Raw genomic sequence first — 13,206 nt, forward strand, 5'->3', positions numbered from 1 at the left:
GTTGTCTCCAGCGTCTTTCCATGCTATTCCTCGCAGAGATCTTTCAATCTCGCGTTCACATGCCTGTCATACCACCATCCGCCGTGTAGATGCTCCCGGTCACGTAAGATGCTCTATCCGACGCAAGGAACAAAACAACCTGCGTGATTTCCTCAGGCTCTGCATAGCGCTTCAATCCGACCAAAGAAGCAAATTGCGACTTGATCGATTCCGTGTCCGTAGAAAGACCCGCCTCGATGCCGCGCATCATTCGCGTATTGACGGGCCCAGGGCAAACGGCGTTGACTCGAATGCCCGCGTGCGCCGATTCCTGCGCCGCGACTCGGGTCAAGCCAATCACCGCATGTTTCGATGCTGTATACACACCTAACGCAGGAAAACCGATGAGGCCAGCCATTGAAGACGTATTGACGATGGAACCTGCTTTCTGCTCGAGCATGACGCCCAGCACGTGTTTGATGCCAAAGAAAGAACCTTTGACATTGACGTCGAGAATGGCATCCAAAGTAGCGGCGTCCGTCTCGACCAGGGAACCCGGCTTGCCTTCTATACCTGCGTTATTGAAGAAAATGTCAATGCGACCAAATCTTTCGGTAGTCGCTTGGACGTAGCGCTGCACATCGCCCTCCTGGCTCACATCGCCAGCAATGAGAAGCACCCGCTCAGCAGAAAGCTCTAGATCCGCCGCAAGCACTTCTAACGCGTTTTGGTGCAGGTCGACCAGCGCCAGATTGGCACCTTGATCGTAGAAAGCACGCACCGTGGTCTTGCCAATGCCGCCAGCCGCCCCGGTGATCAACACGACTTTGTCTTTGAATTCCATATTATCTCCAATGCAGGTTGAGCGTTAGTCTTTGAGATCGGTGAACTTGGCTTTGACAAATACGTCGCGGCGGCTGTATTTCCATGCACCTTCTTCCATTTCGAGCCAATCGTCATAGGTGCAGAGGGTTCCCTCGAGCACGCCGTTTTTCTTGTAGAAAAACATCAAATAGCACTTCTGCCGCGCCGTGTTTCCATCGAACGTGATGATCTCGTTGGTGGTGAGATGGTGCATCTGTCCAAAAGCTTCGTTCACGGTGTAAACGAATTTCTTGAGTTGTTCGGTGCCGACAGGTCGCTCGCCCTCGAGCAAGGCGTTGAAGACACCATTCTTCGTGAAGCAGTTGGCCCAGGCATCTGGCTCACGCTCGTCGACTGCGAAGTTGTATCGTGCGTTCAGTTCTTTGATCTCCTGGATCGACGCGGTTTTGAATGGATCGGCAGAGGCAGTCATTTATTACTCCTGTGAAGGTTGTGCAGATTGATTCGTTGGGGCTGTCGGATGATTCGCCACAAATAAAACTGAGCGGGCATGTTGGACCGACAGCACCGAAGGTACGGACGAGGACTTCTGGCGTCTTGTCAGGAAGTGCACGGTGACTTGACGATTCGTTCCCGCAGTGCCTGCGCTGCGCCTTCGTTTTGGCACGCGTTTTGCGTGCTTCCGCCACTTGCCAATAGATGGCTTCAACGAGGTGCATCAATGCAAACCTGGACTACCGACGCTGTGGCTTCCCACGAGCAGTTCAGCTACTGGCGCGAAGTCCTGTGCGAGGCATTCGTTTCGCTGAACCCGATCCGAATTGACAGCGAGCCCGTGTTTCGAGGCTCTGTGCGCTCTCGTTCCTTTGGCGAAACAACGCAAACGATGATTTCTGCGTCTGCTCAACACAATGACCGACGCCTGCAAGAAATCCGACGAGACCCGGTTGAATTCTGCTTTGCAAACTTCCAGCAGCAAGGCACCTGTTTTGTGCGACAGGACGGGCGCGAGACCTTGGTGCGGCCCAACGAGTTCTACATCGTTGACACCACGCGCCCCTACTTCCTGGCGTACAGCAGCAACTGGCAGGTACTGTCCTTCCGTATTCCGCGCCATCAGCTCGGTCGACGCGTCGGAACGCTGCGCCACGCCACCGCGCGCCGCATCGGCGGGTCGACGGGCTTGGGCTTGGTTGCCACTCAGTTTGCACGCTCGCTCGGGACGCTGGATGATTCATTGACCGTGAGCAAGCAGGAGGGACTGAGCAGCGCGCTCACCGATCTGCTTGGACTGACGCTGGGTTCGTCCACCGACCCATCGGCGCGGGATGATTCGACGATCCGTGGCGCCCTGCGCCGCACGATTGAAAGCTACATCGACGATCATCTGACAGACCCTTTGCTCAGCCCTGAAAGCATCGCGGCGCGGTTCAACATCTCTCGCCGCTACATTTACTCGCTCTTTGAGTCAGAGCCACTTTCCGTCAGCGGATTCATTCGTGCGCGACGTCTCGAAGCTTGTGCCAGAGAGCTCTCGACAACCGCGTGCCCGGCGGTGTTAGACATCGCGATGCGCTGGGGCTTTAACGACGCATCACATTTCTCACGCCTGTTCAAGCAGCACTACGGTGCGTCGCCACGCTCCTTTGCTCAGAAGTCGCGGACTCAATGACAGCCAAGCGATTCATGCGTTGCCTCAATGGCTGACTTGCCTTCTACGGGTTGAAGGGCCTTCTGGGAGTTGGACGGTCACGATTGCGCCGATCAGGCGTTGCTTGTGCCGTGGTCTAAGGCGTCCGCAATCCTGCCGCCTCCATCGACTTGCTGAAGGGCATGGCCCGCGACTGGGCGATGGCACGCGGATCGAACGCCGGATCGCTCATCGCGCCCCAGATCTTTCGCATCTGCATGCCAACGTTGCCAGCGTCGTAGAGCGGGAATACCGCAGCTTCACGCAGAAACTTTTCCATCGGGTTGCGGCGGTCCAGAGCGTTGACGCCCATCACCTGCATCGCGCGAAAAACGACGGGGAAGAGCGTCTCTCCACAAAACACTTTCGCCATGGCCCCAGCCACGTGGCCCTCGCTCGCATGCTGGTCCAGATAGTGCGCAGCCTTCCAGGAAAAGGCTCGACACGCCTCGATCTTCATGGCGATATCTGCCAGCAGGTAGCCCACCGCTTGCTGGTGGATGATGGGCGTGCGACCGCCCGCAGTGCGCGTTTTGGCCCAGTGGAGCACGTATTCATAAGCCGAGCGGGCAACGCCCACGGCAGCGATGGCGGCCACCGGTCCCGACCACGTGAACGCTTTGCTGATGACGAGATCGCCGTCACCCGCAGCGAACAGGTTCTCCTCCGGAACGCGACAGTCTTCGAAAACAATGCTGTTGTTCTGACACAGCCGGTGGCCGATCTTGGAGATCGGTTGTTCGTACCGCACCCCCGCCGTGCCTCGTGGAACAAGCATGGCGCTGAGTCCTTCCGTACCGCCCTTGTCCTCGGCAGTGCGAACGATGCAGACATTGACATTGGCACCCTGAAGATCCCATCCGCCCGAGTTGCATGGCCAGTACTTGGTGCCGTTGAGCACGTATTCGCCGCGGCCTTTGTCGTGTCGAGCAACGAGTCCGATGCCTGCGGGTGCGGCGTCGGGATGGTCGAAGTTCGCGGTGCCTCCCGAACTCGCTCCTACCGCCTCGCTCACGGTCCAGCCGGCAAGGTACTCGCCACGCGGATCGCTGGTCGCTTGCGTCAGCCACTGCTGCTTCTGTTCGCCCGAGCCGAACCAGGCCAGGGGCATGAGGGCCAGTCCGTTGACCAACAGAATGGTCGCGAAGCCCGGATCGATCGCTGCGATCTCTTCTGAGACGATCTGCAGATCGAGATTGCTGATGCCGCCGCCACCGTATTCGCGCGGCAGGAAACCGGTCGCGAAGCCGAGCTTGTAGCACTCGATGTAAGCGCCCCGCATCATCTGGAAAGCCTTCTGCGTGTCCGGTTCTTCGTCGGCGGCCTGAACGATCGGCTGCAGGATCTCGCAGGCGAAATCGCGCGCATTTCGCTGCAGCTTCTTTTGAGCACCGGTCAACGTGAAATCGATGGCCATGCGCTGCTCTCCAGGAAGGAACTAGGAATATGGCTTGAAGCGGAAACGACAGGCCGTCGCTTCCCGGTGCATGCAAGATTGGTGCTCGACTTCCGCGCCCATGAGCCCCGACAGAAAGCCGATATCGAACCGGCAGACAGCGGGGTAATCCTTGGCCAAGTCGTGGTAAACACAATTCGTGCACTCGACACGGGGCAACTTGTCGGAAGGCTCTGCATCAATCTCGGAGGCCCGAAAACCGGTCTCGTTCATGATGCGAACGATCTCGGCGACGCGCTCGATGCGGTTCTTGCCCACCAGCCGCGGAATGAGATCGGCGGACATCTTCAGTCCGAGGTCGTACATGTAGGACGACAGCTTGTCGTCGCCGAGCTGCTCCTGCAGCGTCGATAACAGCACCTTGGAGAACCAGGAATACTTCTTGGGAAAGAAATTCTGTCCGTTCTCGGTCAAGGCATAGCAGCGAACCGGCCGGCCCGCCGTGCGCCGTTGCTCGGCCTTGCGGACGTAGCCTTCGCGCTCCAGCACAGCGATGTGCTGATTGATCGACGTGCGGCTGACCTTCAGAACACCCATCAACTCCTCGACGGTCGCACCCATCTTCTGCTCGAGCAAGTGGCTCAGTATCTGGTGGCGGCTGTCGCCGATAACGATGAGGTCCATGAGCACACAATTATCCATGCACTCCTGCCGCCCATGTCATGTGCAAGGCCAGGCAACGAGCCCGCGACCTGCACAAGCCTCAGGAGCTTGGCGCGGCGTGGGCTCGGCGGGCGTGACGGTTACGCGGCGACCGCTTCCTGCGTCGCCTCAGGAAGCGCAGTGGTGGATTTGTACAGGTCCGCCACTGTGCCGATCGACTCCATCTCCTTGGAGAAGTACACGGACTCGTCGTCCATCGCCGCGCGCGGATTGAAACTCTCGTGTGCCAGAACGCCATGCACGCGCCGACGTTGCATTCCCATGTTGCCGCCATCGTAGATCGGTAGCAGAGCCGCATCGCGCAGGTACTTATTGAAGGTGTACTCCTTGCTCAGGCTGTTGACACCCACGATCTGCATGCACTTGTAGACGCAGTCGAACATCGTCTCGGTGACATTGATCTTGCACATGGCGCCGACCAGTTCGGCATGCTGGTCGTGCTTGTCCAGATAGTCGGAGGCGCGCCAGGCGAAGTAGCGGGCCGATTCGATCTTGGCCGCGACATCGCCCAGCACGTAGCCGACGTTCTGGAACTGGATGATCGGGGTCAACGAGCCCGACGTGTTCTTCTTCGCGAACTTCAGCGCAGCCTCATAGGCTGCGCGTGCAACGCCCACAGCAGCAATGGCGGCCACAGGGCCCGACCACGCGAAGTTGCGATTGATGACCAGGTCGCCATTTCCTTCGGCGCCCGGAAGCAGGTTATCGACCGGTACGCGCGCATTGGTGAACTGGATCAGGGCGTTGGATGCGGTCCGGTGCGCTTCCTTGTCGAGGAAAGTGTAGGTAATGCCGGGCGTTCCGCGCTCAACAATGAGCGCCGACAGACCTTGCGTTCCGCCCACTTTGCTGTTGGTGCGCACGATGACGGTCTGCGCGTTCACGCCGCGTGCGTCCCAACCGCCCGCAGACGACCACTTTTTCGTGCCGTTGAGAATGTAATGGTCACCGTCCAGTACCGCCGTCAGGCCGATGCCGGCGGCGGCAAGCGGGCTGTCAAAGTTCGCGGTTCCGCCGGTGCCGCCGGGCGGCTCGCCGGCCGTCCAGCCACCGAGGTATTCGTGCGTGGGGTCGGACGTGGCTGCGCCGATGAAGCGCTTTTTCTGCTCCTCCGAGCCGTACCAGGACACAGGCATCAGGCCCAATCCGTTGCACAGGACCGTGCATGCAAACCCTGGGTCGACGGCGCAGATTTCCTCTGCCGCGATGGTGAAGTCAAGGCACGACATGCCGCCCCCACCATAGGCCGCGGGGAGCATCGCCATGGCAATGCCGCGCTTATAAGCCTCCACATAGGCCGGCTTGGTCCTGGCGTGGGCCTGCAACGGGTCGGGATCCTGGTCGGCCCCCGGGATAACAGGCGCCAGAACGTTCTCCGCGAAATCGCGTGCTGTCGCCTGGATCTTTTTCTGTTCCGTGGACATGGTGAAGTCGATAGCCATTTCGATACCTTTGTGAGAAGGGTTGAGGAAACCACTGGCTTGGACATCCGCCTTCCGTGTGTCCAACTGGGTGGCCTTCCCACAAAGCAAAGCTTATGCCATTAATTAATGTCGAAAGCAGGCGTGCGACACCCTCATTGCGCACCCTTTTGGCAAGCAAAAGGGTGGTTGGCGTGCAGGGCAAGCTGTTCTGGTGCGGTTGCTCTGTGCTGACATCCGGACAGTAAGCCAGACATGTCCGGGAACGTGCCGAAACGGCGGAGGGATGCCTGGCGAGCGTCGCTCAGCGTCAACTGTGCTCGATCAGCATGACCGCGGTGGTGTGAGGCTCGAGCGCCTCGAACACGTGCCCTTCACTGGCCGAATAGCTTGCGTAGTCGCCCGGGAGAAGTTCGACCAGTTGCCCGACCGGCCCCAGTCGGGCACGCCCGCTGCAGATGACGATGTGTTCGACCGTACCCGGCGCATGCGGCGCGGATTCGCGGGGCGCACCAGGCTCGACCGCGAGGCGATAGAGATCACGTTGAACGCCGGCGGGGCAGACCGCCAGCAACGTGGCTGCGTAGTTCGACTGCTCCGCCCTCAGTGCCACACCTTCGTTTGCCCGGATCACCCGGACCTCGGAACGGGGCTGGGCAATGAGTTGGGTGACTTGCACGTTCAGTGCGGTCGCCAGCGCCCATAGCGTCTCCAGGCTCGGGTTCCCGACACCGGCCTCGAGTTGAGAGAGCGTCGACTTGGCGACGCCCGCACGTTTGGCCAGCTCCGACACAGACAGGCCAAGACGTTCGCGCTCGCGCCTCACAGCGACAGACAGGAGACCGATCGGCGAAGGAGTGGTTGTATGACGGGGCGACATCGTTCGGATTATCACCAAAACAAACACATGTTCTATTTGACGAACAACTCTTTTATGGGCAACATATCGACCAATTGTTCGGCATATCGAACGACGTTCTTTCTGGCCATCTGGCATCTCACCCCAGATGGCACCCCATCACAGGACCTATCTTGCACTCAAGAACCTCAGGAACATGGGAGATGACCATCGCCATGGTCATCGCCGGCACGGTCGGCTGGTTCGTGCTTCAAACGGGAATGCCCGCAATCTCCGTCGTCTTCTGGCGCTGTGCATTCGGCGCGGTCGCCATGCTGATGGCCTGCATCAGCGGGGGTCTGTTGCGCAGCCGTGCGATCACTGCGAAGCAGGCGGGCATGGCCGCCTTGGGCGGTTGCGCACTGACGGCCAGCTGGATCCTGCTATTTGCGGCTTACTCGCACGCCTCCATTGCAATCGCTACGGTGACCTACCACACCCAGCCGTTCATGCTGGTGGCGCTGGGCGCATTGTTCTTTGGGGAAAAGCTGACGGCGCCCAAAGCCGGATGGCTCGGCGTGGCTTTCGGCGGTGTCCTGCTTATCGTCATTGGAGGACATCAAGCCGGTGGGCACGCATCCAACGACCTGGCCGGCGTCGGACTGGCGCTGGCAGCCGCGTTCTTCTACGCGCTGGCCGCGGCCATGGCCAAGCGCCTGAAGGAAGTGCCGCCGCGCCTGATCGTCCTGATCCAGATGATCGTGGGCGCGCTGCTGCTGATGCCTTTCGCGGCTGGGCCGAGCGGCGAATCCCCATGGCGCGTCTGGGGGTTGCTGTTGGCCATCGGCTTCGTTCACACCGGCCTGATGTCCACCTTGCTGTACAGCGCAATCCAGAAGATATCGACCGCCATGGTCGGTGTCCTCTCGTTCATCTATCCAATCGTTGCGATCCTCGTCGATGCGTGGGCTTTCGGGCATCGACTGGGCCCCGTGCAGATCGGCGGCGCGGTGGCCACCCTTGCGGCGGTAGCGGGCATGAATTTTGGATGGCGGCTTCCCCTGCCTCGCAGGGGGTCGCAGTGAACAGGTCATGCGATCCGGCCTGAAGACGGTCGTTTGAAAAGGACCGCGGGCGACAATCCCCAGCCTATGAAAACTTACCAAGGTTCATGCCACTGCGGCGCGTGCCGCTTCGAGGTCGACATGGATCTCGACCACGTCCGGAGCTGCAATTGCTCCGTATGCAGACGCCGGGGCGCATTGATTCACCGGGTTCCCAAGTCGGCGCTTCGCCTGCATACGCCGCTGGAGAACCTGACCGTCTATCAATGGCACTCGCGGACCGCCAAGGATTATTTCTGCCCCAGGTGCGGGATCATGCCGTTTCGCATACCCAGCGCGCCCACCGCGCAAGAGAAGGCCGAGGGCAAGCACCCATTCGTCGGATGGGCCATCAACGCGCGCTGCCTCGAGGGCGTGGATCTGGCAGACGTGCCGGTCAAACTCGTGAACGGCGCGGATCTGTCTTGAGTACCAGGGGCTGACTAGTGTTCTGTGCTGGCTGGGTATCCGACCTGATCGTCCTGCCGCCTGACGAAGATCACTGTGCTGGTCGACTCCAAATGGGATGGCCCTGGCCCACTCATGCCCACGTCGTGTTGAAAAGGAAGAACGCCGCGACCGCCCAGACCAGCAGGGCGATGTGGGTCAACTGCAGCCCTTCCTGCCGAATCCAGTAGGCGAACCATAAGCCGCCAAGATGCATGGCAAAGAGGAAGGCGGTGAAGGCGCTCAGGGCAACATTCAGCCAGGGCCGGGCCGCGTCCAGGTCTCCCCCGACCAGCAGTTGCCAGCAGCCCGTCCAGCACGCGACCGCGGCCACCGCCTGCAACGCCAGCACCACCCACAGCGCCATGCGATGAAAAGCATGCGAGCCGATCGCCCGCGAAAGCAGCGGCGTGTCGATGTTCGGCGGCTGCTTGAGCGGCGCCATGGACATCGTTGCACCCACGGCCGCCGTCGACCCGCTAAAGGCTCGGCAATTGTTGATCACGCTGATGGTCAGCCAGACGGCCAGGCCGACGGCGTGAATGGCCATGAACAGCCAAAGGGAGTGATGCAAGCTCATGGTTGAAGTCCTTGTCGACGGGTGATTCGGCGCGCCAGCAACGCGGCGGCTGCGGGTGCCAGCGCAAAGGTGGCGAACAACCATGCGGCGGCAGACTGGGCGCCGGCCTCGCCTCCCGGATGGGTGAGACCCGCCGCATTCGCCAGAAGGCCTGCCAGCGCCGCGCCGATGGCCATGCCATAGAGCTGCACCGTGGTGATGGCCGCCGATGCCGTGTCGGTTTCGTTGGGCGGCGCCAATGTCAGCACGCGTGTGACCAGATGCGGCCATCCGATACCCACGCCAGCGCCGACGCAGGCCAGCGCGACGCCGCAAAGCGCAGTGAATGCGCTCGCCGACAGTCCGGCGCCCGAAGGCATGAGCGCCGCCAGGGCGAGCAGGCCTGCCGTGCACAGCATCGGCCCTGCATGCAGCAGGCGCTCGGCCCGGCCCGCCGTGCATCCCGAGGAAAGCAACGAGCCCGCGCTCCAGCCGGCCGCCATGGCCGCAGTGAGGTAACCCGCAGCCAGCGGCGTATGGCCGTGCAGCACCTGCAGAAAGTACGGAACGAAGATCTCGGTGGTGGTGCCGACCAGCAGCAAGGCGATGCTCGCATAGACCGCACCCAGAGGCGATTGCAGGCGCGTGGCGCCCGACGGGAGCAGTCGCACAGGCACGCGGCGATCCCATGCAATGGCCACCGCGCCCAGCGCCAACCCCGCCGCAACACCAGCGCCCTGCACTGTCAGCACCGATGACAGGCCGCCGGCCGCCACCGCCAGCACGGAGGCCATCAGCAACGCGACCTGCACCAGCGGGATGCCTGCGTGCCGATGGCCGGCCGGATCCCGACCGCTGGCCGGGCGCAATTTCATGGCCACCACCAGCGCCTGCGCGAGCGACACTGGCAGCAGCGTCCAGAAGGCCCATCGCCAATGTCCGGCCTGCGCAAACAGACCGCCCACCGCCGGTCCGCACAGGGTCGCGACGCCCCACATGCCCGAGACCAGTGCCACGGCGCGCGGCCACAGGGCGGGCGCGAAGACGATCCGTATCAGCGCATAGCTCAGGGCGGCCAACGTGCCGCCACCCAACCCCTGCACACTGCGCCCGACCAGCATCCATGGCATCGACGGCGCGCCTGCACAGACGGCCGAACCCAGCGCGAAGACCGCCAGAGCGGCCAAGCAGGCATTGCGGGGACCCGCCACCGCAAGCACCCGAACCGACAGCACCGCCCCCAGGATGGAGGCCACCACGAAGAGCGTGGTGTTCCAGGCATACCAGTCCAGGCCGCCGATGTCCTGGACTACCGACGGCAGGACCGTGGTGACGATGTGCACGTTGACTGCGTGCAGCGCCACGCTCCCCGTAAGGGCCAGGGCAAGCCAGCCATTGCGGCCCTTGAACAGGTCGATCCAGGGGGCGGCAACAGGTGGATGGGGATGAGGATGGGTGCTCATGGCATTTGCAGGCAGGAATGTGACAGGCTTAAAATCAAAGCAATCACTTGGATAATAGGTTGGTCCGATGAATTACACAAGCAATAACTTGGATAAATTAGCAGATGCCCCCACGGCCGACCGCATCCTGTTCTTCATCAAGACCAAGGGCCCTGCGTCGACGGCCGTGCTGGCAAAGGCGCTGGAAATGACCCCCGAAGCAGCCCGCCAACAGGTGCACAAGCTGTTGACGTCGGGGTTGATCGCGGGTCGGCAGGAGACGCTGCCGGGCGTCGGGCGCCCGCGCCAGAACTGGGTGCTGACCGAGGCCGGCAACGGCCGCTTCCCGGACACACATGCACAGCTGACCGTGCAAATGATCGGGTCGGTACGCAAGCTCTTCGGCGAAGAAGGTATGGATCGACTGATCGCACAACGCGGGGCGGATGCGCAGGCGATCTATCTCCAGGTCTGCCAGGGCCCGACCCTGCAGAAGCGGCTCGAGCAACTCGCCGCCGTGCGCACCGAAGAGGGCTACATGGCCCGGGTCGAGCGTGACACCCAGGACTGGCTACTGATCGAGGATCACTGCCCGATCTGCATCGCCGCGCGAACCTGCCAGGGCTTCTGCCGCTCCGAACTGCAGCTGTTCCAAGAGGTTCTCGGCGCGAATGCCTCTGTCAGCCGTGAACAGCATCTGTTGGCGGGTGCCGCCCGGTGCGTGTACCGCGTCGTCGAGCACGCATAAACGAAGCTTAGGTGTTGATCGCCATGCAAATGCGAAGACCGACCTACGGGGAGGCCGTGGATCGAGCCTTCAGGCAGGGCTCGTCGGCGAAGGCTGCAGTGCCGCGTCGTGTGCGCGTTTCAGGAGACGCCGCCGGATCCACCCGCTCGCCGGCCTGATCAGCAGCCAGTAAGGGCGAAAGCTGCGGCGGGTCGCATCGTCGCCGCACCAGACGCGCGTGCGTGTCGTCAATCGCGTGCCAGACCCCTCGGCCTCCACCGTGAAGTTCATCACCAGCTTGGCGATGCCCGACGACTCCAGGGCGGCGAAGGCTGGCGCGTCGGCCACCGGGACGAGCCCGTAATCGGACTGCCAGAAGCGACCAGCCAAGCCGTAGGCGATTTCGTGGTTGCCATCTCGCCCCAGGAAGGTGAAGTTGTCGAGTCCGAACGACGGGCGATGCTGCAGGTTGGACGCAAAGCCCAGACGACCTGCGAGCCGATTGGGCATCTCGCGCAGCGCAATCAGGCCGCGAGCGACCGGGTCGTCCACCACATCAGGCCGACCGACGACGTCGAGTACGCGTGCTGATGAGGCCGGAATGTAGCGACTGTGCGCTTCTGCGAACTGGTAATGCGGCAGGTAGCGGTCGATCAGTTCCATAGAACCGATTCTAAAAATCAACTGCCGTAAAACGGTTCAGGCCGTATGCGCGACTTAGACGTTCGGTTTGTGCGGCAATATGACCATTGCGAAGAAGCTGGTCCTACCGATGCACCAGCGCCAGCTTCACCCCGAGCCCCACGAAAGCGGCCGCGAAGCCCCGCCGCATCCACTTGAGCACACCTGGGCGCGAAAGGACGCGGTCGCGAACACTCGCCGCGAAGACCCCGTAGGCCACGAAGACCGCGAACGTCATCGCCATGAAGACCAGTGAGAGTTCCAGCATGAGAAGCGTGGGCCGTGCCTCGCCGCGATCGACAAACTGCGGCAGGAAGGCAAAGAAGAAGATCGACAGTTTGGGATTGAGCAGGTTCACCAGGATCGCCCGATGGATCACCTCCCCGTCGGAACGGTCGGCGCCGTCGGGCTCGATTTTCAAGGGGCCATCCACCTTGAGCGTCATCCATGCCATGTACACCAGATAGGCGACGCCGGCGTACTTGATCGCTTCGAAAGCGAGGGCACTGGCATGCAGGAGCGCAGCCAGACCGGTGATCGCCGCGAGCATGTGGGGCACGATGCCCAGCGTGCAGCCCAGGGCTGCGACGACCGATGCGCGTGCGCCACGCGACAGGCCTGCGGCCAACGTCACGAGTGCGCCCGTCCCGGGTGAAGCGACGACGATCAGCGACGTGATCAGGAACTCGATGTTCATGGCACCTGCACCTCTGTGAGAGTTGCGCAAGGCCAGAGCACTGAGATCGTCGTTCGGAGTGTCGCGATCAGCCGAGCGACATCTGTGGCCGCCGTGTCGTGCATGGCCTCCGCCACGATGAGCGCATGGGTGGTCCTGTCCATCACTGCCGAATGGCCGCTCTGGCGGTTCGCCCACCGCCGCGCGTGGGCGCGGTCGCTCTCGTCGGCGAAGATGATCTCGCCCACCTCCGGATGCTCGATGTCGCCCGCGAACGTCTCGTAGATCTCCGTGCCAATGGCGGGCCGCACCTGGAGGTTTCCGTCGATCCTGTCGAGGTCGATGGCCGCGATCGGGATGGCGAAGGCGGCCGACGCGGCATTGCAAAGGTCCACCAGAGGATGAACCGAAGGCAAGTCGCCTTCCTTGCGAAGCCGGCGAAGCAGCGCTTCGGAGGCGCAGCGGTACTGGGTCGGCTTCAGCCCCATCTTCCCGAAAGCGCGCCGCCAAGCCTGGATCTCCGGCAGGTCGCTCTCCGCAGTGAGTGCGATGCGCTGCTTGGCGAGCGCGATGAAGCGGGCCACGGGGTCTGCCGCCGGGGCGGCGGGCGTCACACCTTCCAGGCGAAGCACGCGTGAGGCAAGTTCAGGGAAGTCGCGGTGAATGCAGGGTGCGTAGGAGAACAGCAAGATCAGGCCT

Annotated in this window: 15 protein-coding genes; 4 read left to right on the forward strand and 11 right to left on the reverse strand. The window is 62.0% G+C overall.

What is annotated here, in order from left to right; all coding sequences use genetic code 11:
- Nucleotides 1-55: 55 nt before the first annotated feature.
- Nucleotides 56-823 carry an SDR family NAD(P)-dependent oxidoreductase gene (locus J2W36_RS19990; RefSeq protein ID WP_307691525.1) on the reverse strand — a complete coding sequence of 256 codons (768 nt, stop codon included), beginning with the start codon at nt 821-823 and terminating at the stop codon, nt 56-58.
- A 24-nt stretch (nt 824-847) separates the two neighbouring features.
- On the reverse strand, nt 848-1,276 hold the full coding sequence (locus J2W36_RS19995) for a nuclear transport factor 2 family protein (protein ID WP_307691526.1): 429 nt from the start codon (nt 1,274-1,276) through the stop codon (nt 848-850).
- Between the two features lie 249 nt (nt 1,277-1,525).
- On the opposite strand from J2W36_RS19995, the gene J2W36_RS20000 reads away from it, so the two are divergent.
- A complete protein-coding gene (locus J2W36_RS20000) occupies nt 1,526-2,476 on the forward strand; it encodes an AraC-like ligand-binding domain-containing protein (RefSeq protein WP_307691527.1) in 951 nt (316 codons plus the stop codon).
- Nucleotides 2,477-2,591: 115 nt separating this feature from the next.
- Here the strand turns inward: J2W36_RS20000 and J2W36_RS20005 are convergent, their stop codons facing one another.
- The 4 genes from J2W36_RS20005 to J2W36_RS20020 form a co-directional block, all read right to left on the reverse strand.
- A complete protein-coding gene (locus tag J2W36_RS20005; RefSeq protein WP_307691529.1) occupies nt 2,592-3,911 on the reverse strand; it encodes an acyl-CoA dehydrogenase family protein in 1,320 nt (439 codons plus the stop codon).
- A gap of 21 nt (nt 3,912-3,932) precedes the next feature.
- Nucleotides 3,933-4,574: a helix-turn-helix transcriptional regulator gene (locus J2W36_RS20010; protein ID WP_307691530.1), complete on the reverse strand. Its 642-nt coding sequence runs from the start codon at nt 4,572-4,574 to the stop codon at nt 3,933-3,935.
- A gap of 119 nt (nt 4,575-4,693) precedes the next feature.
- The gene (locus tag J2W36_RS20015; RefSeq protein ID WP_307691531.1) at nt 4,694-6,055 is read right to left on the reverse strand and encodes an acyl-CoA dehydrogenase family protein; all 1,362 of its coding nucleotides are present in this window, start codon (nt 6,053-6,055) and stop codon (nt 4,694-4,696) included.
- Between the two features lie 289 nt (nt 6,056-6,344).
- Nucleotides 6,345-6,914, reverse strand: a complete 570-nt coding sequence (locus J2W36_RS20020) for an XRE family transcriptional regulator (RefSeq protein ID WP_307691532.1) — start codon at nt 6,912-6,914, stop codon at nt 6,345-6,347.
- On the opposite strand from J2W36_RS20020, the gene J2W36_RS20025 reads away from it, so the two are divergent.
- Nucleotides 6,896-7,957, forward strand: coding sequence for a DMT family transporter (locus tag J2W36_RS20025; RefSeq protein WP_370869359.1), 1,062 nt, complete (start codon nt 6,896-6,898; stop codon nt 7,955-7,957). The two genes, J2W36_RS20020 and J2W36_RS20025, sit on opposite strands and share 19 nt — an antisense overlap.
- A gap of 66 nt (nt 7,958-8,023) precedes the next feature.
- On the forward strand, nt 8,024-8,404 hold the full coding sequence (locus J2W36_RS20030; RefSeq protein WP_307691533.1) for a GFA family protein: 381 nt from the start codon (nt 8,024-8,026) through the stop codon (nt 8,402-8,404).
- 112 nt (nt 8,405-8,516) lie between these two features.
- Here J2W36_RS20030 and J2W36_RS20035 read toward each other — a convergent pair whose 3' ends face one another.
- Entirely contained in the window at nt 8,517-9,002 is a 486-nt protein-coding gene (locus tag J2W36_RS20035; RefSeq protein WP_307691534.1) for a DUF2165 family protein, read from the reverse strand.
- Nucleotides 8,999-10,444, reverse strand: coding sequence for an MFS transporter (locus tag J2W36_RS20040; protein WP_307691535.1), 1,446 nt, complete (start codon nt 10,442-10,444; stop codon nt 8,999-9,001). Before J2W36_RS20040 ends, J2W36_RS20035 begins: the two co-directional genes overlap by 4 nt.
- A 67-nt stretch (nt 10,445-10,511) precedes the next feature.
- On the opposite strand from J2W36_RS20040, the gene J2W36_RS20045 reads away from it, so the two are divergent.
- Complete coding sequence (locus J2W36_RS20045) at nt 10,512-11,171, forward strand: helix-turn-helix transcriptional regulator (RefSeq protein ID WP_307691536.1); 660 nt, start codon at nt 10,512-10,514, stop codon at nt 11,169-11,171.
- Between the two features lie 69 nt (nt 11,172-11,240).
- On the opposite strand, the gene J2W36_RS20050 is transcribed toward J2W36_RS20045, so the two are convergent.
- From J2W36_RS20050 to J2W36_RS20060, 3 genes are all read right to left on the reverse strand, one after another.
- Entirely contained in the window at nt 11,241-11,753 is a 513-nt protein-coding gene (locus J2W36_RS20050) for a hypothetical protein (RefSeq protein WP_370869363.1), read from the reverse strand.
- A gap of 163 nt (nt 11,754-11,916) precedes the next feature.
- Nucleotides 11,917-12,528, reverse strand: a complete 612-nt coding sequence (locus J2W36_RS20055; protein WP_307691538.1) for a LysE family translocator — start codon at nt 12,526-12,528, stop codon at nt 11,917-11,919.
- Nucleotides 12,525-13,196, reverse strand: a complete 672-nt coding sequence (locus tag J2W36_RS20060; protein WP_370869360.1) for a B3/B4 domain-containing protein — start codon at nt 13,194-13,196, stop codon at nt 12,525-12,527. The genes J2W36_RS20055 and J2W36_RS20060 overlap by 4 nt, the downstream gene beginning before the upstream one ends.
- Nucleotides 13,197-13,206 lie beyond the last annotated feature (10 nt).

Source organism: Variovorax ginsengisoli (assembly GCF_030811835.1).
GTDB classification, from domain to species: Bacteria; Pseudomonadota; Gammaproteobacteria; order Burkholderiales; family Burkholderiaceae_C; genus Variovorax; species Variovorax ginsengisoli_C.

What these genes read in the sequence shown, in the direction of transcription:
- J2W36_RS19990 (WP_307691525.1), bottom strand. Translation starts at nt 823, where the DNA reads ATGGAATTCAAAGACAAAGTCGTGTTGATCACCGGGGCGGCTGGCGGC.
- J2W36_RS19995 (WP_307691526.1), bottom strand. Translation starts at nt 1,276, where the DNA reads ATGACTGCCTCTGCCGATCCATTCAAAACCGCGTCGATCCAGGAGATC.
- J2W36_RS20000 (WP_307691527.1), top strand. Translation starts at nt 1,526, where the DNA reads ATGCAAACCTGGACTACCGACGCTGTGGCTTCCCACGAGCAGTTCAGC.
- J2W36_RS20005 (WP_307691529.1), bottom strand. Translation starts at nt 3,911, where the DNA reads ATGGCCATCGATTTCACGTTGACCGGTGCTCAAAAGAAGCTGCAGCGA.
- J2W36_RS20010 (WP_307691530.1), bottom strand. Translation starts at nt 4,574, where the DNA reads ATGGACCTCATCGTTATCGGCGACAGCCGCCACCAGATACTGAGCCAC.
- J2W36_RS20015 (WP_307691531.1), bottom strand. Translation starts at nt 6,055, where the DNA reads ATGGCTATCGACTTCACCATGTCCACGGAACAGAAAAAGATCCAGGCG.
- J2W36_RS20020 (WP_307691532.1), bottom strand. Translation starts at nt 6,914, where the DNA reads ATGTCGCCCCGTCATACAACCACTCCTTCGCCGATCGGTCTCCTGTCT.
- J2W36_RS20030 (WP_307691533.1), top strand. Translation starts at nt 8,024, where the DNA reads ATGAAAACTTACCAAGGTTCATGCCACTGCGGCGCGTGCCGCTTCGAG.
- J2W36_RS20035 (WP_307691534.1), bottom strand. Translation starts at nt 9,002, where the DNA reads ATGAGCTTGCATCACTCCCTTTGGCTGTTCATGGCCATTCACGCCGTC.
- J2W36_RS20040 (WP_307691535.1), bottom strand. Translation starts at nt 10,444, where the DNA reads ATGAGCACCCATCCTCATCCCCATCCACCTGTTGCCGCCCCCTGGATC.
- J2W36_RS20045 (WP_307691536.1), top strand. Translation starts at nt 10,512, where the DNA reads ATGAATTACACAAGCAATAACTTGGATAAATTAGCAGATGCCCCCACG.
- J2W36_RS20055 (WP_307691538.1), bottom strand. Translation starts at nt 12,528, where the DNA reads ATGAACATCGAGTTCCTGATCACGTCGCTGATCGTCGTCGCTTCACCC.